22 protein-coding genes are annotated in these 21,275 nt (G+C 64.4%); 1 reads left to right on the plus strand and 21 read right to left on the minus strand.

Annotated elements, in window-relative coordinates:
* Positions 1-8 precede the first annotated feature (8 nt).
* The 9 genes from gmk to pyrR form a co-directional block, all read right to left on the minus strand.
* Positions 9-575 (minus strand): guanylate kinase, encoded by a 567-nt coding sequence (gene gmk, locus CQ012_RS02105; protein ID WP_105658309.1) that lies wholly within the window; start codon positions 573-575, stop codon positions 9-11.
* 3 nt (positions 576-578) lie between these two features.
* Complete coding sequence (mihF, locus tag CQ012_RS02110) at positions 579-914, minus strand: integration host factor, actinobacterial type (protein ID WP_013349055.1); 336 nt, start codon at positions 912-914, stop codon at positions 579-581.
* Between the two features lie 147 nt (positions 915-1,061).
* Positions 1,062-1,904 carry an orotidine-5'-phosphate decarboxylase gene (gene pyrF, locus CQ012_RS02115; protein WP_105658308.1) on the minus strand — a complete coding sequence of 281 codons (843 nt, stop codon included), beginning with the start codon at positions 1,902-1,904 and terminating at the stop codon, positions 1,062-1,064.
* Positions 1,897-5,175, minus strand: a complete 3,279-nt coding sequence (carB, locus tag CQ012_RS02120) for a carbamoyl-phosphate synthase large subunit (protein WP_105661291.1) — start codon at positions 5,173-5,175, stop codon at positions 1,897-1,899. The genes pyrF and carB overlap by 8 nt, the downstream gene beginning before the upstream one ends.
* Positions 5,175-6,344, minus strand: a complete 1,170-nt coding sequence (carA, locus tag CQ012_RS02125; protein ID WP_105658306.1) for a glutamine-hydrolyzing carbamoyl-phosphate synthase small subunit — start codon at positions 6,342-6,344, stop codon at positions 5,175-5,177. The genes carB and carA overlap by 1 nt, the downstream gene beginning before the upstream one ends.
* A complete protein-coding gene (locus CQ012_RS02130; RefSeq protein ID WP_105658305.1) occupies positions 6,345-6,851 on the minus strand; it encodes a PH-like domain-containing protein in 507 nt (168 codons plus the stop codon).
* A complete protein-coding gene (locus CQ012_RS02135; protein ID WP_105661292.1) occupies positions 6,844-8,148 on the minus strand; it encodes a dihydroorotase in 1,305 nt (434 codons plus the stop codon). The genes CQ012_RS02130 and CQ012_RS02135 overlap by 8 nt, the downstream gene beginning before the upstream one ends.
* Positions 8,149-8,159: 11 nt before the next feature.
* Positions 8,160-9,122 (minus strand): aspartate carbamoyltransferase catalytic subunit, encoded by a 963-nt coding sequence (locus tag CQ012_RS02140; RefSeq protein WP_105658303.1) that lies wholly within the window; start codon positions 9,120-9,122, stop codon positions 8,160-8,162.
* Positions 9,119-9,688: a bifunctional pyr operon transcriptional regulator/uracil phosphoribosyltransferase PyrR gene (gene pyrR / locus CQ012_RS02145; protein ID WP_105658359.1), complete on the minus strand. Its 570-nt coding sequence runs from the start codon at positions 9,686-9,688 to the stop codon at positions 9,119-9,121. The genes CQ012_RS02140 and pyrR overlap by 4 nt, the downstream gene beginning before the upstream one ends.
* A 480-nt stretch (positions 9,689-10,168) precedes the next feature.
* On the opposite strand from pyrR, the gene CQ012_RS17530 reads away from it, so the two are divergent.
* Positions 10,169-10,315 (plus strand): hypothetical protein, encoded by a 147-nt coding sequence (locus CQ012_RS17530; RefSeq protein ID WP_181148996.1) that lies wholly within the window; start codon positions 10,169-10,171, stop codon positions 10,313-10,315.
* A gap of 69 nt (positions 10,316-10,384) precedes the next feature.
* Here the strand turns inward: CQ012_RS17530 and nusB are convergent, their stop codons facing one another.
* The 12 genes from nusB to CQ012_RS02205 all read right to left on the minus strand — a co-directional run bounded on the left by nusB (position 10,385) and on the right by CQ012_RS02205 (position 21,147).
* Positions 10,385-10,795 carry a transcription antitermination factor NusB gene (nusB, locus tag CQ012_RS02150; RefSeq protein WP_105658302.1) on the minus strand — a complete coding sequence of 137 codons (411 nt, stop codon included), beginning with the start codon at positions 10,793-10,795 and terminating at the stop codon, positions 10,385-10,387.
* Positions 10,795-11,355, minus strand: coding sequence for an elongation factor P (gene efp / locus CQ012_RS02155; protein WP_013349066.1), 561 nt, complete (start codon positions 11,353-11,355; stop codon positions 10,795-10,797). Before efp ends, nusB begins: the two co-directional genes overlap by 1 nt.
* Positions 11,356-11,465: 110 nt before the next feature.
* On the minus strand, positions 11,466-11,996 hold the full coding sequence (locus CQ012_RS02160; RefSeq protein WP_105658301.1) for a tetratricopeptide repeat protein: 531 nt from the start codon (positions 11,994-11,996) through the stop codon (positions 11,466-11,468).
* A gap of 4 nt (positions 11,997-12,000) precedes the next feature.
* Entirely contained in the window at positions 12,001-13,092 is a 1,092-nt protein-coding gene (gene aroB / locus CQ012_RS02165; RefSeq protein ID WP_105661293.1) for a 3-dehydroquinate synthase, read from the minus strand.
* A gap of 79 nt (positions 13,093-13,171) precedes the next feature.
* Entirely contained in the window at positions 13,172-13,660 is a 489-nt protein-coding gene (locus CQ012_RS02170; protein ID WP_105661294.1) for a shikimate kinase, read from the minus strand.
* Positions 13,661-13,673: 13 nt separating this feature from the next.
* Complete coding sequence (gene aroC, locus CQ012_RS02175; RefSeq protein WP_105661295.1) at positions 13,674-14,873, minus strand: chorismate synthase; 1,200 nt, start codon at positions 14,871-14,873, stop codon at positions 13,674-13,676.
* A 29-nt stretch (positions 14,874-14,902) separates the two neighbouring features.
* Positions 14,903-15,742, minus strand: coding sequence for a shikimate dehydrogenase family protein (locus tag CQ012_RS02180; protein WP_105661296.1), 840 nt, complete (start codon positions 15,740-15,742; stop codon positions 14,903-14,905).
* Positions 15,743-15,815: 73 nt separating this feature from the next.
* Complete coding sequence (gene mltG, locus CQ012_RS02185; RefSeq protein WP_105661297.1) at positions 15,816-17,264, minus strand: endolytic transglycosylase MltG; 1,449 nt, start codon at positions 17,262-17,264, stop codon at positions 15,816-15,818.
* A gap of 45 nt (positions 17,265-17,309) precedes the next feature.
* Entirely contained in the window at positions 17,310-17,783 is a 474-nt protein-coding gene (gene ruvX, locus CQ012_RS02190; protein ID WP_219844133.1) for a Holliday junction resolvase RuvX, read from the minus strand.
* A complete protein-coding gene (alaS, locus tag CQ012_RS02195) occupies positions 17,776-20,466 on the minus strand; it encodes an alanine--tRNA ligase (protein WP_105661298.1) in 2,691 nt (896 codons plus the stop codon). The genes ruvX and alaS overlap by 8 nt, the downstream gene beginning before the upstream one ends.
* Before the next feature lie 19 nt (positions 20,467-20,485).
* On the minus strand, positions 20,486-20,695 hold the full coding sequence (locus CQ012_RS02200; RefSeq protein ID WP_105661299.1) for a hypothetical protein: 210 nt from the start codon (positions 20,693-20,695) through the stop codon (positions 20,486-20,488).
* Positions 20,696-20,775: 80 nt separating this feature from the next.
* Positions 20,776-21,147: a DUF948 domain-containing protein gene (locus tag CQ012_RS02205; RefSeq protein WP_105658292.1), complete on the minus strand. Its 372-nt coding sequence runs from the start codon at positions 21,145-21,147 to the stop codon at positions 20,776-20,778.
* Between the last annotated feature and the right edge of the window lie 128 nt (positions 21,148-21,275).

Raw genomic sequence — 21,275 nt, forward strand, 5'->3', positions numbered from 1 at the left:
AGGACTCCCTATTTGTCGTTCTTTAGCCCCATGAGGGCTACAAGCTCTTCGGCGGCACGTGCGACATCGTCGTTGACGATGGTCACGTCGAATTCAGATTCCGCTGCAAGTTCTAGTTTAGCGGTTTCTAGGCGGCGCTGCTGTTCCTCGGCCGTTTCAGTGCCGCGTCCCACAAGGCGGCGCACCAATTCCTCCCATGATGGCGGTGCCAAGAAGACGAATTTTGCCTCGGGCATCGACTCCTTGACCTGCCTCGCACCTTGCAGATCGATTTCCAGCAGAACCTTCTTGCCATCTGCCACTGCATCTTCAACCGTCGATCGAATCGTGCCGTAGCTGTTCTGGCCATGGACAACAGCCCATTCCAGCATCTGGCCTTCCTCGACCAGGGATTGGAAACGTTCGGGGCCCACGAAGAAGTAGTGGACTCCATCCTGCTCCCCTGGCCGGGCGTTGCGGGTCGTTGCGGACACCGAAAGCCAGACATCTGGATAGTTATCGCGGATGTAGGTAGAGACGGTGCCCTTGCCTACTGCCGTGGGGCCGGCTAGAACAGTTACCGACGCAGCGGTCATTGACTACACTTTCGTTTTTGGCGGGCTTTGCTTGAAGTGCTCGGTGATTGCGGTGCGCTGCTTGCGTCCCAGTCCGCGCAGACGGCGGGAAGGGGAAATGCCAAGTCGCTCCAGCAAATTTGCCGCGCGTACTTCACCTACGCCCGGTACCGATTCCAGAAGGTCCATGACACGCATGCGTCCCACGGCTTCATCTTCGTATACCAAGTCTAGTACCTCGGTGATGGAAATTTTGCCGGCACTGAACTCGGCCTTGATTTCTGCACGACGAGTGCGTGCGGCGAGTGCCTTGGCGCGGGCGCGGATACGATCTTCGTCAGAGAGTTCTCGCAGTACCATCGTTCAGCCATCCTTCAGTTGTAGTGGACTAAGGCTTATGTTGAGAAACATAGCGAGCTAACGCTGCTTTTGCAAGACTAAACGCGTTGTGGCTACTAGAAACTCTAATAGCCACAACGCGCCTATGTCACTTATTCGAATTTTTTGCTAGCGAGCTGCCAGCAATTCGTCCCTAACCCGCAGGGCTTTTTCCCTGAGAGCGGCCTTACTCGGCCCCTCTTTGAGGATGTCCCTGCTGCTCGTGCCCAGTACCTGGCCGTAGCTTGAGGCGAATGACTTGGCAATATCCGCTGCCGTGGCACCCTGGGCGCCGAGCCCTGGTGTGAGCAGCGGAGCCTTGGAAGCTGCCAGATCGATTCCGAGCTTGGACGGTGCATCCCCGATGGTCGCACCGACAACCAGCCCGACATGTCCTAAATCTCCTGCGTATGCATTATCCGCAGTGACTTGGTCAATAATTGATTTAGCAACCGAGTTTTCCCCGCCTACGTGCTGTACCGATGGCCCCTCGGGGTTGGAAGTCAGTCCGAGAACGAACACTCCCCTGCCGGTTCCAGCAGCCAAATCCAATGCCGGACGCAGCGATTCATAACCCAGGTACGGGCTCAAAGTCACAGCATCTGCAGCCAGCGGAGAAGCATCATCGAGCCATGCGGTCGCATACGCTGCCATGGTCGAACCGATATCCCCGCGCTTGGCGTCGGCCAGCGTGAGCAGTCCAGCGGACTTCGCAGCACTCAAGGTTTCTTCCAACGCGGCAAATCCCTTGGACCCGAAACGCTCGTACAGAGCCACCTGGGGCTTGAGGATTGCCGCCGCACCGGCCATCGCTTCCACGACGGTCAGTGAGAAAGATCGCACGCCCTCGGCCGTATTCTCCAGCCCCCAGGCTTCCAGCAGCACCGGGTGGGGATCGATCCCCACGCACAGCGGGCCGGAAGCCTGCATAGCTGAACGAAGCCGCTGACCGAATGGGATCGGCTCAGGCATTGCGCGCTGCGTTCAGGTTGGCGTCGTGCACCTGCAAGCTGGTGACATCCCACTCGTACTCGCGCAGGGCATCGATCGCCTGGACCGAAGCGTTGAACTCCGCCACGGTGGTGATGACCGGGGTGCCGACAGACGTCGCGGCGGCGCGGATTTCGTAGCCATCGCCACGTGCATCCGAGCCCGACGGGGTGTTCAGGATCAGGCCGATCTGGCCGGCTACGATCAAATCGACAATGGACTCCCCGCCTTCGTGCAGCTTGCCGACCACCTGGGTCGGGATGCCGTTGCGGCGCAGCACTTCCGCGGTGCCGCCGGTGGAGATGATCTCGAAGCCCTGGTCAGCAAGGTGCTTGACCGGCAGGACGATCGAGCGCTTGTCGCGGTTGGTGACCGAGACGAAGACCTTGCCGCCGGTTGGCAGCGGGTTGTTCGCTGCGGCCTGCGACTTGGCGAAAGCGGTGTCGAAGTACTTGTCGATGCCCATGACTTCGCCGGTGGAACGCATTTCTGGGCCGAGCAGCGAGTCGACGACCTTGCCCTCCGGGGTGCGGAAGCGGGCGAACGGCATGACTGCTTCCTTGACGGCGATCGCCGCCGATTCAGGCAGGTGCGCGCCATCGCCGGATGCTGGCAGGTAGCTGCCGCGCATTTCGGCCAGGGTACGGCCCACGCCGATCAATGCGGCGACCTTGGACAGCTGCACGCCGGTAGCCTTCGAGGTGAATGGCACGGTGCGCGATGCACGCGGATTCGCTTCGATCACGTACAGGATGTCGCTGGCCAGGGCGAACTGGATGTTGATCAGGCCACGCACGCCCACGCCTTCGGCGATCGCACGGGTTGCCGCGGCAACGCGGTCGCGCACGTCGGCGCCCAGGGTGATCGGAGGCAGGGTGCAGGCCGAGTCCCCGGAGTGGATGCCGGCTTCCTCGATGTGCTCCATGATGCCGCCGACGTACAGGTCGGTGCCGTCGAACAGGGCGTCGACATCGATCTCGATGGCGTCTTCCAGGAAGCGGTCCACCAGTACCGGGTGGTCCACGGTGATTTCGGTCGCGTTGGTGATGTAGCGCTCGAGGTTGGCCTCGTCGTACACGATCTCCATGCCGCGTCCGCCCAGCACGTAGGAAGGGCGAACCAGTACCGGGTAGCCGATGGAGTCGGCGATGGTCTTGGCATCGGCGAAGGACACCGCGGTGCCGTTCTTCGGCGCTACCAGCCCGGCGTTATCCAGTACCTGCTGGAAGGCGCCGCGGTGCTCGGCCAGGTCGATGGCCTCGGGCGAGGTGCCCAGGATCGGCACGCCGGCAGCCTTCAGCTCGGCGGCGAGCTTCAGCGGAGTCTGGCCGCCAAGCTGGACGAACACGCCCAGCACGCCGCCGGTTTCCTCTTCAGCGTGGATGACCTCCAGGACATCTTCCAAGGTCAGCGGCTCGAAGTAGAGGCGGTCGGAGATGTCGTAATCGGTGGAGACGGTCTCGGGGTTGCAGTTGACCATGACGGTCTCGTAGCCCTCGGCGCGCAGCGCCATCACCGCGTGGACGCAGGAGTAGTCGAACTCGATGCCCTGGCCGATGCGGTTCGGGCCCGAGCCCAGGATGATGACCGACTTCTTCTCGTGGCGCGCCAGCTCGGTCTCTTCGTCGTACGAGGAGTACATGTACGGGGTGAAGGCCTCGAATTCGGCGGCGCAGGTGTCCACGGTCTTGTAGACCGGGCGCACGCCCAGGGCATGGCGGATGCCGCGGATGACCGATTCGGCCTTGCCGGTGAGCTGGGCGAGCTGGACATCGGAGAAGCCGTGGCGCTTGGCTTCGCGCAGCACGTGCTCCGGCAGGTGCTTGTTCGCGGCCACCAGCTGCGCGACCTCGTTGATCAGCTGCAGCTGGTCCAGGTACCAAGGGTCGATCGCAGTGGTCTCGAACAGCTTCTCGAGGGACACGCCGGAGAACAGCAGGCGCTGGACCAGCGACAGGCGCTCGGTCGAACCCTTGACGATCGAGGCCAGCACGGCCTCGTGCTCGGATTCCGGGATCGGCTCGAAGGACAGCTCGGAGCCCTTCTGCTCCAGGGAGCGCAGCGCCTTTTGCAGCGCTTCGGTGAAGTTGCGGCCCAGGGCCATCGCTTCGCCGACCGACTTCATGGTGGTGGTCAGGGTCTTGTCCGCTGCCGGGAACTTCTCGAAGGCGAAGCGCGGGACCTTCACGACCACGTAGTCCAGGGCCGGTTCGAAGGAAGCCGGGGTCTTCTGGGTGATGTCGTTCGGGATCTCATCCAGGGTGTAGCCCACGGCCAGCTTGGTGGCGATCTTCGCGATCGCGAAGCCGGTGGCCTTGGAAGCCAGTGCCGAGGAGCGCGAGACGCGCGGGTTCATCTCGATGACCACGACGCGGCCGGTGTCAGGCTCGATGGCGAACTGGATGTTGCAGCCGCCGGTGTCCACGCCGACTTCGCGGATGACCGCGATCGAGATGTCGCGCAGCTTCTGGTATTCGCGGTCGGTCAGGGTCATGGCCGGGGCGACGGTGATCGAGTCGCCGGTGTGCACGCCGACCGGATCGAAGTTCTCGATGGAGCAAACGACCACGACGTTGTCGTTCTTGTCGCGCATCATCTCCAGCTCGTATTCCTTCCAGCCCAGGATGGACTCCTCAAGGAGCACCTCGGTGGTTGGCGAGTACTGCAGGCCGGCGCCCGCGATGCGGCGCAGGTCCTCCGGGTTGTAGGCCATGCCCGAACCCAAGCCGCCCATGGTGAACGACGGGCGCACGACTACCGGGTAGTTCAGCTCCTCGACGGCGGCAAAGGCCTCGTCCAGGGTGTGCACGATGACCGAGCGGGCCGATTCGGCGCCGCAGCGCTCCACGACGCCCTTGAACTTCTCGCGGTCCTCGCCCAGCTCGATGGCTTCGATGTTCGCGCCGATCAGCTCGACGTCGTACTTCTCCAAGGCACCGGACTTGTCCAGGGCGATGGCGGTGTTCAGCGCGGTCTGGCCGCCCAGGGTCGGCAGGATCGCATCCGGGCGTTCCTTGGCGATGATTTTCTCGACGACCTCGGGGGTGATCGGCTCCACGTAGGTGGCGTCGGCGAATTCCGGGTCGGTCATGATGGTGGCCGGGTTGGAGTTGACCAGGATGACCCGCAGGCCTTCCTCCTTGAGCACACGCAGTGCCTGGGTGCCGGAGTAGTCGAACTCAGCGGCCTGGCCGATGACGATCGGACCCGAACCGATAACGAGAACTGATTTCAGATCGGTGCGCTTAGGCATTACTTGCTGTCCTTTTCTGCGGCGGAATCCAACGCGGTCATGAAGCGGTCAAAGAGGTAGGCGGCATCGTGGGGGCCGGATGCTGCCTCTGGGTGGTACTGCACGGAGAAGGCCGGGATGTCCAGGCAGCTCAGGCCTTCGACCACGTGGTCGTTCAGCGAATAGTGCGAGACTTCGACCTTGCCGAAGCGTTCGACCGGAGCGGTGACGGCGCCCTCGATGGGCGCGTCGACGGCGAAGCCGTGGTTCTGGCTGGTGATTTCCACGCGGCCGGTGGCCTTGTCCATCACCGGCTGGTTGATTCCGCGGTGGCCGAAGCGCAGCTTGTAGGTGTCGAAGCCCAGCGCGCGGCCCAGGATCTGGTTGCCGAAGCAGATGCCGAAGTACGGGATGCCGGCATCGAGCACCGAACGGACTAGTTCCACCTGGGCGGTGGCGGTGGCAGGGTCGCCGGGGCCGTTGGAGAAGAACACGCCGTTAGCGCCGGTGGCCTTGATATCTTCCAGGGTGGCGTTGTACGGCAGCACGTGCACGCGCAGGCCGCGCTCGGCCAGGCGGTGCGGGGTCATCGACTTCATGCCCAGGTCGATCGCGGCCACGGTGTGCTTGGCCTCGCCATCGTAGCCGTGGTCCGCTGGCTCGACGATGTAGGCGGCGTCCACCGAAACCTCGGCGGAGATGTTGCGGCCGGCCATCGACGGCTGCGCCTTGACCAGGGCCACCAGCTCGGCGTCGGTCTTCGCGGCGTCATCGCCGGAGAAGATGCCGGACTTCATCGCGCCGGCGTCGCGCAGGTGGCGGGTCAGCGCGCGGGTGTCCACGCCCTGGATGCCCACGATGCCGTACTCGACCAGATCTGCATCAAGGGTGCGCTCGCTGCGCCAGTTGCTTGGCCGGCGGGCGGCGTCGCGCACCACGTAGCCGGCAGCCCACATGCGGGTGGATTCCGGATCTTGCGAGTTCACGCCGGTGTTGCCGATGTGCGGGAAGGTCTGCACGATGATCTGGTGCGCGTAGGACGGGTCAGTCAGGGTTTCCTGGTAGCCGGTCATGCCGGTGGTGAACACTGCTTCACCCAGGGTGGTGCCCACGGCGCCATAGCTGCGCCCGCGGAAGATGCGGCCATCTTCAAGTACCAACACGGCTGGTAGGTTGCTCAGGGAATTCACTTATTTGTCTCCTGCTCGGCTTACGTCGTTGTGCGACGCCAGCAACTGATAGATCTTTGGGGTGTCCTCGTGGTAGCGGGGACGGAATCCGGTGTCGAAGGTGAAGCCGTCCTTGTTCCAGGTGATGACGATCAGGCCGTTCTTCTCCACGACCTTGCCGATCATCCCGTTGCTGCGCTTCACGTCCTCGTAGTGCTCCCACGGGATGTGCACGTCGCGCGCTCCGGAACGGATCAGGTGCAGCCCTTCGCGTCCCAGTTCCAAGGTGGCGTTGGTGCGCACCCCGAGCTCATGGACCGCGATGCGGGCCAGCCAGTCGTCGAACCGGGTGGTGACCACGTACATGCCTGCGAAATGGTGCTCCACCTCATCGGCGAAGTCCTCGAAGGGCTCGGGAATCGCTGACTGCCGGGCCTTGAGGTTCCGCCAGCCGAAAAGGATCAGGCCCACGCCTGCGACGATCGCGACAATCGTCCAGATCAACGGGGTCAGGGCTCCCTCAGGCATTGGCCGTCCTCGGGGTAGCCAGCTGGCCATCGAGCACGGTGGCATGGCCGTGGAAGAAGGTGGCGCGCACCGATCCTGGCAGCTCCATGCCGGCGAACGGCGAGTTGCGCCCCTTGGTGGCCATGGCGGCCGGGTCGACGATCCAGCGGGCTGCCGGATCGACCAGCACCAGGTTGGCAGGCTCGCCGATGGCGATCGGTCGGCCCTGGTCGGCAACGCGGCCGATCTGCGCGGGCACCTGCGAGGTAATGCGGGCCACGCCCGCCCAGCCCATCAGCCCGGTGTCCACCAGCGTGTGCTGCACGATGGACAGCGCGGTCTCCAGGCCGGTCATGCCCATGGCGGCCGCGCCCCACTCGCAGTCCTTGGCCTCGGAGGGGTGCGGGGCGTGGTCGGTGCCGATCACGTCGATGGTGCCGTCGGCAACGCCCGCGCGCAGCGCCATCACGTCTTCTTCGCGGCGCAGCGGCGGGTTGACCTTGAAGACCGGGTCGTAGGTGCGGACCTTCTCATCGGTGAGCAGCAGGTGGTGCGGGGTGACCTCCGCGGTGACCTGGATGCCGCGGGCCTTGGCCCAGCGGATGATCTCCACCGAGCCGGCCGTGGACACGTGGCACACGTGCAGGCGGGCGCCGACGTGCTCGGCCAAGAGCACATCGCGGGCGATGATCGATTCCTCGGCGACCGCTGGCCAGCCGGGCATGCCCAGGATGGCGGAGACTTCGCCCTCGTTCATCTGGGCGCCTTCGGTCAGGCGCGGTTCCTGGGCGTGCTGGGCGATGACCCCGTCAAAGGCCTTCACGTATTCCAGGGCGCGGCGCATCAGCAGCGGGTCCCAGACGCAGATGCCGTCATCGGAGAACATCTTCACCTGGGCACGGGAGTCGGCCATTGCGCCGATTTCGCTCAGCTGCTTGCCGGCCAACCCGACGGTCACCGCGCCGACCGGGCGGACATCCACCCAGCCTGCCTTGCGGCCCAATTCGTAGACCTGCTCGACGACGCCGGCGGTATCGGCTACCGGGGTGGAGTTGGCCATGGCGTGCACGGCGGTGTAGCCGCCGCGGGCCGCTGCCTGCGAACCGGTTTCCACGGTTTCGGCGTCTTCGCGGCCTGGTTCGCGCAGGTGCGTGTGGGTGTCGACGAGCCCGGGCAGGAGCACGAGATTCCGCGCGTCGATGACCTGGGCATCACCGGCGGCAGCAATGCTGCCCAGCTGGGCGATCTTGCCGTCGGCAATCAGCACGTCGACCGGTTCGCCGCCGAGGATGGAGGCCTGCTGGATCAAGTAGTTCATGGGTTCTTCCTTCAGATCAGGTCGCCGGAGAGGAGCATGTAGAGGCTGGCCATGCGCACGGCCACGCCATTGGTGACCTGGTCGAGCACGGTGGAGCGCGGCGAATCCGCGGCAGCCGAGGAGATTTCCAGGCCGCGGTTCATCGGGCCCGGGTGCATGATCAGGGTTTCGGCGCCCGAGGCGTCCAATTGCGCCAGGCGCGCATCGTCCAGTCCCCAGTAGCGCGAGTATTCGCGGGGGTTCGGGAAGTAGGCGGCGTTCATCCGCTCGCCCTGCACGCGCAGCATCATCAGCGCGTCAACGCCCGAGGCGATCACTGCGTCCAGGTCGTAGCTGATGGCGCAGGGCCAGGAGCCGGCGCCGAAAGGCAGCAGGGTCGGAGGGGCCACCATCGTCACTTCGGCACCGAGGGTGTTCAGCAGCCACAGGTTGGAGCGGGCCACGCGCGAATGCAGGATATCCCCGACGATCGCGACCTTCAGTCCGTCCAGGCCGCGGCCTGCCGGGCTGGTGCCATCGCGCAATGCCACCTGGCGGCGCAGGGTGAATGCGTCCAGCAGCGCCTGGGTGGGATGCTCGTGCGTGCCGTCGCCTGCATTGACGATGGGCAGGCCAATCCAGTCCGTGGCCGCTAGCCGGGCCGGGGCGCCGGAATCCGGGTGGCGGATGACCACTGCGTCGGCGCCAATGGCCAACAGGGTCTGGGCGGTATCCTTCAGGGACTCGCCCTTGGAAACGCTCGAGCCCTTGGCCGAGAAATTGATGACGTCCGCGCTCAATCGCTTGGCGGCGGCCTCGAAGGAAATCCGGGTGCGGGTGGAGTCCTCGAAGAAGAGGTTCACCACGGTGCGACCGCGCAGGGCCGGAAGCTTCTTGATGGCACGGGTCGAGGACTCGCGCATCTCTTCGGCAATATCAAGGATGGCGATGGCTTCTTCGCGGGTCAGGTCCGCGGTGGATAGCAGGTGTTTCACGCGGCGCCCTCGATCACGACTTCGTTTTTCCCATCGATTTCCGCCAGGTGCACGCGCACCTTTTCGCTTTTCGCTGTCGGCAGGTTCTTGCCCACATGATCGGCGCGGATCGGCAGTTCCCGATGCCCGCGGTCAACCAGGACGGCCAGCCGCACGATGCGGGGGCGGCCCCAGTCTGCCAGGGCATCCAGGGCGGCGCGGATGGTGCGTCCGGAGTACAGGACGTCGTCAACCAGGACCACGACCTTGCCTTCGATGCCGCCTGCTGGCAGGCGCGTCGGCGACGGGGTGCGGGTAGTGGAGTGGCGCAGATCATCACGGTACATGGTGATGTCGAGCTGGCCTACCAGGGATGCCGGGTCCAGGTTGCCCGGGGCGGTAGCCGCGATTCGCGCTGCCAGCCGCTGTGCCAGCGGGAAACCCCGGCTGGGAATGCCCAGGAGCACCAGGTCGTCGGTGCCCTTATTGGCCTCGATGATCTCGAAGGCTACGCGAGTGAGTACACGTTCGATGTCGTCGCCGGTTAATACCGTGCGGGCAGCATCTGGCACTGAATTTTCATTCATGCTGTGCACCTCTCCCTTCTCCGCCTCACGGGACGGGATTTAAAGGAATATTGCTAACTCAAATTATCACGAGCGGGAGCTGATTCCCTAGCGGAAACCTATGCATGACACTGAATAGGGCATGGGATCGGTCACAGCGATCGGCCGGCGGCTTCGTGCGTCCGGCAGAACCACGCAGATCCCTGCGCTTGGCCTTGGCCCCGCGCGCAGATGTGTTGCGATCGACACACCCGCGAAGTGGCGTGGGCCCGGGATTCCTCGTGCATGATCGGCCCGCACGCCCGGGCAAGGCATTCGCGCAGCAGATCTGCAGGCCCGCTATGCCGCGCGTACTGCTCGTGCAGGATTTGCGCCGCTCCGTCGAACTCGGATCCCGGCGGACCCGAGTTCCAGCCCGCCGGATCAGCCCGGGAGATCCAGGTACGCCAGACCCGCTCCCTTCACCCGGATGGTGCGGCAGGACAAGCAGTCCGAGCGTGGATGGCAGGACCGAGCGCCTGGACAGCAGCAAAGCATCCAGCCCCCGGCATTCGAGCCCGTGGCCAGCAGGTCGCCGTGCAGGTAGCCCGCTCCGCCTGCTTCGCCGTGATCCTGCCCGGGGCCGAGCCGCGACAGGCAACGGCTTAACGCAAAAAAGCCCGGGCCGGAACCCCATGAAAGGGGTTCCGGCCCGGGCTCGGAATGATGAGGATCGAATTAGTCGACCAGGGTGTCCTTGACGCTCTGGATGCGACCCAAAACGCCATTGACGAACTCCGGCGATTCATCGGTGGACAATTCCCGGACGTTCACCACGGCTTCAGCCACGGCTACTGCATCGGGAACGTCATCGTTGTAAAGCAGCTCCCACACGCCGATGCGCAGTGCGCTGCGGTCAACCGCTGGCATGCGCTCGATGGTCCAGTCCTTGACGTAGCTCTCGAGAACTTCGTCAATGCGGTCCAGGTGTGCGGTAACGCCTTCGATGATCGTCAGCGAGTACTCGTTGAGTACGATATCCGAGTTTTCCCGTCGTGCGATGGCTACGGCCAGCGGATTGACATCGCGGGCTTCGGCTTCGAACAGGAACTCAAGAGCTCGGCGACGGGCTTTGGCGCGGGCTCTCACTAGTTGACACGACCCAGGTAGTCGCCGGTGCGGGTGTCGACCTTGACCTTGGTGTTCTGCTCAACGAACAGCGGAACCTGGATTTCCTTGCCGGTTTCCAGGGTTGCCGGCTTGGTGCCAGCCGACGAGCGGTCGCCCTGCAGGCCTGGCTCGGTGTAGGTGATTTCCAGGATGACCGAAGCTGGCAGTTCCAGGTACAGCGGGCTGCCATCGTACATGGCGATGGTCAGTTCCTGGTTCTCCAGCAGGAAGCCTGCTGCATCGCCAACGGTGGTGCCGGACACGGTGATCTGGTCGTAATCTTCCAGGTTCATGAAGACGTAGTCTTCACCATCCTGGTAGAGGTACTGGTAGTCGCGGCGGTCAACGGTGGCCAGCTCGATCTTGGTGCCAGCGTTGTAGGTCTTGTCCAAGACCTTCCCGGACATGACGTTGCGCATCTTGGTGCGAACGAATGCGCCGCCCTTGCCTGGCTTGACGTGCTGGAAGTCAATGATGGTCCAAAGCTGGCCATCGATCTTGATGACCTGTCCATTCTTGATGTCAGTTGTATCCGCCACGGTTCCTCAATCCTCTATTTTCGCCAGCTAGCGCCGGCATTATCAAAAATCCATCTCCAAGTTTACCCTACGCACCATGCGGTACAAAGGGTTTCACACGGTGGCGCGCATTACTGCGCGGCGCGCTCCTCGGCAATTTGCATGCAGGTGCTTGCGGCGTTGACCAGGTACGCGTCGTCGTCCAGCGCGATGCGCAGATCCAGGGCCTTGCGGAAACGGGTTGCCGCCGCCTTGAAATCGCCCTTCGCGAAGAAGGACAGGCCAGCGTGGTGGTGGATCAGCGGCTCGTATGCGGTGCCGGCGAATTCCTCGGCCAGCTTGCGCAGTCGGTTGATCGCGCGATCGAAGTCGCCCTGCATGCGGGTCAGCTCGGTGTCCAGCACGCGCAGGTGGGCGTTGGTTGGATCCACGAAACGCGATTCAGCGATCAGCTCGCCGGCTTTCACCAGCTCGCCACGCGCCAGCAGCACCATGACCTGGTCGGTAGGGGAACCGACCAGCAGCTGCTGCTCGGCCGCGGCCTCGTCGGCGATGTAGGGCTTCAGCGTTTGGGGGTCGATCAGCACGCCCTCTACGGCGGTGCCGACACCTTCGCGGTTTACCGATGCGACGTCAATGGCGTATGCGGTGTAGTCGACCATGTAGTTACTCCCCGATTTCCTGGTAGGCGGCGAAGAGCAGCGAGTTATCGGGGACTTCGTAGATGCGCGGCTTGCCGATTTCTTCCAGCACGACGAAGCGCAGCTGGCTGCCGCGGGCCTTCTTGTCGCGCTTCATGCCATCGAGCAGTGCAGCCCAGCGGTCATTGCGGTAGGTGGTCGGCAGGCCAAGGGACTTGAGGATCGCGACGTGGCGATCGGCCACCGCGTCGGAGGTGTACCCTACCGAGCGGCCCAATTCGGCGGCGAAGGCCAGCCCGATGGACACGGCGGCACCATGGCGCATCTGGTAGCGTTCGGACAGCTCGATGGCGTGGGCCAGGGTGTGGCCGTAGTTCAGGAATTCGCGGTCGCCGGCTTCCTTCAGGTCGCGGGAAACCACGTCGACCTTCACGGCGATGGTGCGCTCGACCAGTTCGCGCAAGCGGTCGCTGGCCGGATCGATGGCATCGGCCGGATCTTCTTCGATCAGTTCCAGGATGCGCTCGTCGGCGATGAATCCGCACTTGACGATCTCGGCCATGCCGGTCACCAGCTCGTTCTTCGGCAAAGTGGCCAGCGCGTCCAGATCGGCGAGCACGCCTGCTGGCGGATGGAATGCGCCAACCAGGTTCTTGCCTTCGGCGGTGTTGATCCCGGTCTTGCCGCCCACGGCAGCGTCGACCATGGCCAGCAGCGAGGTAGGGATATGGATGACCTTCACGCCGCGTAGCCAGGTGGCTGCGACGAAACCTGCGACGTCGGTGACGGCGCCGCCGCCCACGGAGATCACGGCATCGGAACGGGTGAAATCGTTCTTGCCCAGCACTTCCCAGCAGAAGGAGGCGACTTGGATGTGCTTGCCCTCTTCGGCGTCCGGAATCTCTGCGGTCAATGCTTCCAGGCCGGACTTCGCCAGCTCGTCGCGCACGACGTCGCCGGTGGCGCGCAGGGCCCGCGGGTGGATGACCAGGACCTTCTTGACCGCGGGGCCAAGCAGTTCGGGCAAGTGGCCCAGCAGGCCGTTGCCGACCATGACAGGGTATGACTCCCCTGGGGTGCTTCCGGTGACCTTCAGAGTGGTCGGTGCGATAGGCATCAGTCTAGTTCCTCCTGATGGTGGTGATTTTTCCAGCGTACGCGTGCGTTCGGCCAGAAGTTGCATCTCGTGAGGCTAATCACAGCGCTTCCAGCTGCGGCAAAAGCTCGTCGATAATTTGCGGAACGGACTTTCCATCCACCAGAACGTGCACGTCAGCGAGCATTTCGTAGATGGGGCGGCGTTTTTCGTAAACGGAGATCCAGCTGTTGAGGGCTTGGTCACCAGCCAGCAGCGGGCGGTGCCCGTCGCCCTTGATGCGCTCGGCGGCGGCCTGTTCACCCAGCTCCAGGTAGATCACCGTCCCGCGCGAAAGCAGCTGCTGGTTCTCTTCGCGCAGCACTGCGCCTCCCCCGGTGGCGACCACGCCGGTGCGCAGCCGGCACAGCGCCTGGACTTCCAAGTCGCGGAAATGCGCCTCGCCGTGCTCGGCGAAGATCTGCGCGATGGTTCCGTGGTGGGCGACGATGGCCGCGTCCGAATCCGCAAAGCTCGTAGAAAGGGCCGTGGCCAGTGACTTGCCCACGGTGGACTTGCCACTGGCCATCGGACCAATGAGGTAGATCATTGAAGCGCGCTTCCTAGACGCCGGTCGAACCCAGGTTGCCCGGGATGTTCGCCAGGTAGGACTCGATATTGCGCTTGGTTTCGGCCACCGAGTCGCCGCCGAACTTCTCCAGCAGGGACTGGGCGAGCACCAGGGCGACCATTGCTTCTGCCACGACGCCGGCTGCCGGCACCGCACAGACATCCGAACGCTGGTGGTGCGCGGTGGTGTCCTCGCCGGTGGCGGTGTCCACGGTGCGAAGGGCGCGGGGCACGGTGGCGATCGGCTTCATGCCGGCGCGCACGCGCAGCACCTCGCCGATGCTCATGCCGCCCTCGATGCCGCCGGCGCGGTTCGAGTCGCGCTTGATGCTGCCGTCTTCGGCGTGCACGATCTCGTCGTGGGCGGCCGAGCCGCGGCGGGCGGCCGTGGCGAAGCCGTCGCCGACCTCCACGCCCTTGATTGCCTGGATGCCCATCAGGGCCGCGGCCAGGCGCGCGTCCAGGCGACGGTCCCAGTGCACGTAGGAGCCGATGCCCGGAGGCAGGTTGTAGGCCAGGACCTCGACGACGCCGCCCAGGGTCTCCCCTGCCTTGTGCGCGTCATCGACTTCGGCGACCATCGCCTCGCTGGTTTCCTGGTGGAAGCAGCGCAGCGGGTCGTTATCCAGCGCCGCAACGTCGGTGGCCGTGGGAAGCGGCGCATCGGCTGGGGCAGCCACGGAGCCGACGGCGGTGGTGTGCGAAACGAGCTGGATGCCCAAGTCGTTCAGGAAACGGGAAGCCACGGTGCCCAAGGCGACACGGGCCGCGGTCTCGCGGGCGCTGGCGCGCTCCAGGATCGGGCGGGCGTCCTCGAAGCCGTACTTCTGCATGCCGGTGAAATCGGCGTGCCCCGGACGCGGCCGGGTCAGTGGCGCATTGCGCGCCATCGAGGCCAGTTCATCCAGGTCCACCGGATCCGCGTTCATCACGCGTTCCCACTTGGGCCATTCGGTGTTGCCGATTTCAATGGCTACCGGGCCGCCCTGGGTCTTGCCATGGCGGACACCGCCAAGGAAGGTGACCTGGTCCTTTTCAAACTTCATGCGCGCGCCGCGGCCATAGCCGAGGCGTCGGCGCGCCAGTGCCTCTCGCACTGCTTCGCTATCCACCGATACTCCGGCGGGTAGTCCTTCGAGAATTCCAACAAGTGCCGGGCCATGCGATTCGCCCGCGGTCAACCAACGCAACATGTCATCTATTTTGCCATGGCACGAACTGATTACTGGTGTCGGGCCAGACCCAAAGAGTCATACATCGCATTTGTGACGTCCATGCGACGCGATTCCTCCCATGCACCGGCGCTGAAGAGCCGCACTTGTTCCACCGCCTGGTGCACCAGCATATGCAGCCCGCTGATCACGGTTCCCTGCCAGGCCTGGGCCAAGGCCGAAGGCCACGGATCGTAGGCGACATCCAGCAGGATTCCGGTGCCTGCGCCGATCGCCGGCACCCAGTCATCGGCCGCGTGCGGCGGCAGGGTGGAGAAGACCAGCGGAATCTCGTTGAGCGTGGCGGCCAGCTCCTGGCCGATGCCCGAAATCTCGTGGACGGACGTTTCCATCCCGAGCTCGCGGGCCAATTCGACAGCGCGGGTGGCACGGGAGGCTGCGCGCACCACCAGCGTCAGCTGCCGGGCGCCGACTTCTGCGGCGGCCTCGATGGCGGCCAGCGCGGTGTTGCCCGAACCCAGGACCATCGCTTGCGCGCTGCGGGCGAGCCCGAAATCCGCCAGGGCCTGGACCAGGCCGTCGATGTCGGTGTTTTCCCCGTAGAGGGTGCCGTCTTCGCGGACCACCACGGTGTTCAGCGCACCAAGGCGTTGCACGCGGGCGGACAGATCATCCATCTGCGGCACGAACGCATCCTTCAGCGGCATGGTGACCGAGCAGCCCGCCCAGTTTCCTGCGCGCAGCTCGGCCGCGTGCCCGGCAGCATCCCCCGGTTCCAGATCGATCGCGCTGTAGCTGATCGGCACGCCGAGCAGCTGGTAGGCGGCGCGGTGCAGCACCGGCGACTTGGAGTGGCTGATGGGGTGGCCGAGAACGGCTGCCTGCTTCATGGCTTCATGGACTTTCTGCTTGTGGCTGCCCGCACAGCGGCAACAGCGCGACTGGCAAGCACGGGAATCCGCGCTAGCAGACTCCTGGATTCTGGTTGCACCAGGCGCGGAATTCCGCCTGGTTCTGCCGGTGCTCAGCGTAGGTCGAGGCGAACTTGGTTTCACCGGTTTCGATGTTGACCGTCACCCAGTAGTAGTAGCCGTTGCTTTCCGGATGGGCAGCAGCCTCAATCGCAGAATTCGCCGGCGAGCCCAAGGGGGTTGGCGGCAGGCCAGTGTGCACATAAGTGTTGTACTTGTTCGACGCGTCCTGCTTCTCCTGGGCGCTGAACTGCAGCGAGTAGCGGTCCAGCCCGTAGATCACCGAGGAGTCGACCTGCAGCAGCCCGTGGGTTTCGCGGTTGCCCGGGTCCAGGCGGTTCTCGATCGCGCCGGCGACCGTGGCGTAGTCCGGGGTGCGTGCCTCGGCCTGCAGGATCGAGGCGACCTTCAGGGTGCGGTAGCCCTCTTCGAGGTCGGTGATGCCGGCCTGCTCCAGGGAAGCCTTGGTGGCCTTGACCAGTTCGCCCAGGACTTCTTCGGCGTCGGCGTTCAGCGGGAAGCGGTACTCCCCCGGGTGCAGCCAGCCTTCGAGGCTCGGCACCGAGGCAGGCAGGCCGAATTGCTGCGGCTTCTTGGCCAGCTCCTGCAGATCCTTTTCCGCCAGGCCCGAGCCCTTGGCAATCTCCTTGATCGCCGCGTCCAGGCGCATATTGGCCTTCAGCCCGATGTAGAAGACCTTGTCAGGACGCTGGTTCACGAGGATATCTGCCGCGTCGGCCGCTGGCATCTGCTTCTTGAGCAGGTAGGTGCCGGGGTGGATCAGCTTGCTCTGCGCTTCGGAGTCCGCGACGGCGTCGGTGAACAGGCCGTCGCTGGAGACGACATCGAGCTCCTCGAGCTTGCGCGAAATGATCTTCAAGCCCCAGCCATCTTCCACGGTGAATTCCACCGCGGCGCCGCCTGGGCCTGGATAGTCGTCCGGGTTGAACTGCTTGAGCACGGACTTGACGAAGTAGACCGAGCCGGTGACCACCAGTGCGAAGATCAGCACGGTGGCCAGCATGACCAGGTTGCGCTTGCGCTTGGTGCGCTTGCGCCGCTGGGCCTTGCCGGCGGCGGCCTGGGCAACTTGGTCATCGTGGGGATCGCCGCTGAGCACCGCGGCCTGCTGCGCGGCTTCGGGCTCGTGCGAGTAGTGCTGGGCGGCATCTTCGTGCCCGGCAAATGCTGGCGCATCGGAGGCGGCGGCTGCCTGGGCGGGGAGGAACCTGGTGTCGGTTCCTTCCCCGTCCGGGGCTTCGTGGTCTGCGGGCTCCTGCCAGCTGTCCTCGGCCGCCGCCAGCGATGGGCGGTAATGCCCGGTGCCGGTCAGTTCCGGTTCTGAGGGTTGTTCGATCGGCAAGCCAGTGCCGGCGGCAAAGCGTTCGTATAGCGCGCGATGCGTTTCGCGTTGCCGTTCATGGCGGGCTTCTTCTCGCATCAACTCTCATCTCTCGGGTCTTTGTGGTGCCCTAGCGGTTGTGGGCTAGCGCAGCACAATCCGGCTGGCTTGTACGCGCACATTGTTGCGTCGCATTTCCAGCACTTGCTGCAAGATCTCAGTGGCCGCGACCTGGTCGACCACCTTGCGGTGATCTTCCATCTTCTTGCCCGAGGCGTGCAACGAGCGATGCGCGTTCACGGTGCTCAGGCGTTCGTCGACCATGAAAACCTCAAGCTCGATATTAGCGCTTGCAGCTTCCTGGGCCAAGGCAATCGCGTAGTCACGTGCCATTTTAGTGGATTCGGTCGCGTTGCCAGCCAGTGATTTCGGCTCCCCGATGAATACCTCGGTGACGCCGCGATCGGCAATGATGCGCAGAAGCATCCGCAGATCCGAGTTCTTCTTCGCATCCCGGCGCAGGGTCATCACCGGAGTGGCGAGGATTCCGGAGGGATCAGATGCGGCGACGCCGACGCGGGCCAGGCCCACGTCGACCCCGAGAGCGGCATTAGCCATTGGCCAGTGCCGCCTGGATTGCAGCCAGTGCGTCATCGATCTTCGATGCGTCCTGGCCACCGCCCTGTGCCATATCGTCCTTGCCGCCGCCTCCGCCGCCGAGCACACCGGTAGCGGTGCGCACCAGCGCGCCGGCCTTGAAGCCGTTGGCGCGGGCCTCGTCGTTGGTCACAGCCAGCACCAGCGGGCGGCCGTTGGCCACGCCGATCAGCACGATGACTGCGGCTTCGGAACCCAGCTTGGCGCGCAGGTCCAGTGCCATGGTGCGCAGGGCGTCAGCCGAGTCGATCTGCCCGGCGTTGTGGGCCAGCAGTCGGGTGTTGCCGATGGTGGCGACCTTCTGCAGCAGCGCTGCGGACTGGGCCAGCATTGCCTGGCTCTTGAGCTCGGCGATCTGCTTCTCGGCGGCCTTCAGCTTGGCAACGGTGTCGTTGACGCGCTCGGACACCTGGCTGGATGGAACGCGGAACAGGCCCGAGAGCTCGGATACCAGGGCGCGCTCGGCAGCTCCGTGGCGGAAGGCTTCCATGCCGACCAGGGCCTCGACGCGGCGATTGCCCGAACCGACCGAAGCCTCCGAGAGCAAGGTCAGCTGGCCGATGCGCGCGGTGGTGTCCACGTGGGTACCGCCGCACAGCTCGCGCGACCAGTCGCCGTTCATCTCGACCACGCGCACGTCGTTGGAGTACTTCTCCCCGAACAGGCTCATGGCGCCCAGCTTCTTCGCCTCGGACAGCGCCATCTCATTGGTGACGACCTGGTAGTTCGAGGCGATGGCCAGGTTCACTACCTCCTCGACTTCGCTGCGTGCCGCGGCGGAGAGCGCCTCGGCCCAGGAGAAGTCGAAGCGCAGGTAGCCGGCCTTGTTGAAGGAACCGGCCTGGGTGGCCGTTGGGCCAAGCAGCTCGCGCAGCGCGGCGTGCACCAGGTGGGTGGCGGAGTGCGCCTGCTCGCCGGAGCGGCGGCGCACCGCGTCGACCTGGGTGCGAACCAGTGCTTCGGCTGGCAATTCGCCTTCGCGCACGATGACCTTGTGCACGTTCAGGCCCTTGACCGGGGCCTGCACGTCGGTGACTTCCAGCACGAAGCCGTCGCCGGTGATCAGGCCGCTGTCGCCTGCCTGGCCGCCGGACTCGGCATAGAACGGGGTTTCGTTGAGCACCAGGTCGATTTCCTGGCCCTGCTCGGCGAATGGCACAACCTGGCCATCGCGGATGATGCCGCGGATGGAGGATTCGCCTTCGAGGGTGTCATAGCCGGTGAAGTGCACGTTGCCGGCCTCGGCCAGCTGGGTGTACACCGACAGGTCGGCGTGGCCGGCCTTCTTGGCCTTGGCGTCCTTCTGGGCGCGGGTGCGCTGCTCGTTCATCAGTTCGCGGAAACGCGACTCGTCTACGGACAGGCCTGCTTCGGCGGCGATCTCCAAGGTGAGGTCGATGGGGAAGCCGAAGGTGTCGTGCAGGGTGAAGGCGTCATCGCCGGAGAGGTTCTTGCCTTCCTCCTTGGCGTGGCCCAGTGCCTCGTCCAGGCGGGTGGTGCCCGAAGCGATGGTGCGGCGGAAAGCGCGCTCTTCGGCGTAGGCGATGCGGGCAATGCGCTCGAAATCGGCCTCCACCTCGGGGTAGACGCCCTTCATGGCGTCGCGCGATACCGGGAGCAGCTCAGGGAGCACCTCGGTGTCCACGCCCATCAGGCGCATTGCGCGCACGGCGCGGCGGATCAGCCGGCGCAGCACATAGCCGCGACCTTCATTGCCCGGGGTGACCTGGTCGGAGATCAGCATCAGCGAGGAGCGGATGTGGTCCGCGATCATGCGCAGGCGCACGTCGGTGGCGTGGTTCGGGTCGGCTGGATCCTCTGTGGAGGTGTAGGTGACGCCGGCAAGCTCGGCGGCCTTGTCGAGCACCGGACGGACCTGGTCGGTCTCGTACATGTTCTCGACGCCCTGCAGGATCATGGCTAGTCGTTCCAGGCCCAGGCCGGTATCGATGTTGCGCTTGGGCAGTTCGCCGGCCACATCGAAGTCGGTCTTGGAACGTACCGCGGAGAGTCGGTACTGCATGAACACGAGGTTCCAGATTTCCACGTAGCGGGTCTCGTCGACCGCTGGGCCGCCCTCGACACCGTAGGCGGGGCCGCGGTCGTAGTAGATCTCGGAGCATGGACCGCCGGGGCCGGGCTGGCCGGTATTCCAGTAGTTGTCTTCCTTGCCGGTGCCTACAACGCGCTCGGTAGGCATGCCGATCTCTTCTTCCCAGATGCGGCGGGCTTCAAGGTCCTTCTCGTCTCCGTCTTCGTAGACGGTGACCCACAGGCGTTCCTTGTCCAGGCCGTAGCCGCCGTCTTCGACGGAGCTGGTCAGCAGCTCCCAGGCGAAGTGGATGGCTTCGTTCTTGAAGTAGTCGCCGAAGGAGAAGTTGCCGCACATCTGGAAGAAGGTGCCGTGACGCGCGGTCTTGCCCACTTCTTCGATATCGCCGGTGCGGATGCACTTCTGCACGGAGGTCGCACGGGAGTACGGGGGCTCTTCGCGCGCGGTGAGGTAAGGGATGAACGGGACCATGCCGGCCACCGTGAACAACAGCGAAGGGTCGGCCGAGACCAGCGAGGCACTAGGTACCGCCGTATGGCCCTTCGAGACGAAAAAGTCGACCCAACGACGGGCAATTTCCTGCGTTTTCATCGTGTTACGGATGATCCCTTCACTTAGCGGCGTCCACGCCCAAGGCGGAACGTAATTCTTCTTCGCGGGAGCTCATTCCTTGGCGGAAGGCTTCCCAATATTCCGAGACGCGGTCGGTGTACTTGCCGACCTGGCGGTTTAGCGCCGCCCCGGATGAAACTTCAGCGTATTTCTTGGACGCGAGCACGCCAACGCCCACTCCAATCGAAACCCACAAGAGCTTTTTCATTCTAGTCTCCTTGGCGGCCACCAGTTGGCCGTATCCTATTCAGCGCGCCGATACGTGTTCGATCAAACAGCGTTGCTTGCTTAGCGGCTGCGGCGAGCCTTGCCGCTTGGCTTGGTGTTCATCGCGACCTTCACGCCTTCGGTGAACGCGGCAACCTTGATCAGCGGTTTGCCAACGGTGGCTGCTACCAGCGAGGACAGCGCGGACACATTGGCGGTGGTGTCAGAAACGTTGCTGGTGATGGCATCGACCTTCTTGAGCTGGTCGTTGGTGGTCGCCACGGTGTTGGCGACTTCGCCGATCAGCGGAGTGGTGCCGTCGGCCAGGTCCTTGATCGATTTGCGCAGCTCGTCGAACACCTTGCCCAACTTCATGATCGGCACTGCCAGCAGCACAACTAGTACAACAAACGCGCCGGCGGCGATGAGCCCTGCAATATCCGAACCCGACATGTGCTTCCTCTTCTGCTTTGGGTTTTTGGTGCCAGTCCACCTTATCGAAGTCAGAGCCCAGATAGGTAGTTAAGCGACAAGCCCGCAACCGTTTCCGGTTGCGGGCTTGGAACTAGCGCACGGATTTA

The organism is Arthrobacter sp. MYb214 (assembly GCF_002979865.1).
Classification (GTDB): Bacteria; Actinomycetota; Actinomycetes; order Actinomycetales; family Micrococcaceae; genus Glutamicibacter.

Bases quoted from the DNA above. Each gene is read 5' to 3' on its own strand.
- gmk (WP_105658309.1), bottom strand. From the start codon at position 575: ATGACCGCTGCGTCGGTAACTGTTCTAGCCGGCCCCACGGCAGTAGGC.
- mihF (WP_013349055.1), bottom strand. From the start codon at position 914: ATGGTACTGCGAGAACTCTCTGACGAAGATCGTATCCGCGCCCGCGCC.
- pyrF (WP_105658308.1), bottom strand. From the start codon at position 1,904: ATGCCTGAGCCGATCCCATTCGGTCAGCGGCTTCGTTCAGCTATGCAG.
- carB (WP_105661291.1), bottom strand. From the start codon at position 5,175: ATGCCTAAGCGCACCGATCTGAAATCAGTTCTCGTTATCGGTTCGGGT.
- CQ012_RS02130 (WP_105658305.1), bottom strand. From the start codon at position 6,851: ATGCCTGAGGGAGCCCTGACCCCGTTGATCTGGACGATTGTCGCGATC.
- CQ012_RS02135 (WP_105661292.1), bottom strand. From the start codon at position 8,148: ATGAACTACTTGATCCAGCAGGCCTCCATCCTCGGCGGCGAACCGGTC.
- pyrR (WP_105658359.1), bottom strand. From the start codon at position 9,688: ATGAATGAAAATTCAGTGCCAGATGCTGCCCGCACGGTATTAACCGGC.
- CQ012_RS17530 (WP_181148996.1), top strand. From the start codon at position 10,169: ATGGCAGGACCGAGCGCCTGGACAGCAGCAAAGCATCCAGCCCCCGGC.
- CQ012_RS02160 (WP_105658301.1), bottom strand. From the start codon at position 11,996: ATGGTCGACTACACCGCATACGCCATTGACGTCGCATCGGTAAACCGC.
- aroB (WP_105661293.1), bottom strand. From the start codon at position 13,092: ATGCCTATCGCACCGACCACTCTGAAGGTCACCGGAAGCACCCCAGGG.
- CQ012_RS02170 (WP_105661294.1), bottom strand. From the start codon at position 13,660: ATGATCTACCTCATTGGTCCGATGGCCAGTGGCAAGTCCACCGTGGGC.
- aroC (WP_105661295.1), bottom strand. From the start codon at position 14,873: ATGTTGCGTTGGTTGACCGCGGGCGAATCGCATGGCCCGGCACTTGTT.
- CQ012_RS02180 (WP_105661296.1), bottom strand. From the start codon at position 15,742: ATGAAGCAGGCAGCCGTTCTCGGCCACCCCATCAGCCACTCCAAGTCG.
- mltG (WP_105661297.1), bottom strand. From the start codon at position 17,264: ATGCGAGAAGAAGCCCGCCATGAACGGCAACGCGAAACGCATCGCGCG.
- ruvX (WP_219844133.1), bottom strand. From the start codon at position 17,783: ATGGCTAATGCCGCTCTCGGGGTCGACGTGGGCCTGGCCCGCGTCGGC.
- alaS (WP_105661298.1), bottom strand. From the start codon at position 20,466: ATGAAAACGCAGGAAATTGCCCGTCGTTGGGTCGACTTTTTCGTCTCG.
- CQ012_RS02200 (WP_105661299.1), bottom strand. From the start codon at position 20,695: ATGAAAAAGCTCTTGTGGGTTTCGATTGGAGTGGGCGTTGGCGTGCTC.
- CQ012_RS02205 (WP_105658292.1), bottom strand. From the start codon at position 21,147: ATGTCGGGTTCGGATATTGCAGGGCTCATCGCCGCCGGCGCGTTTGTT.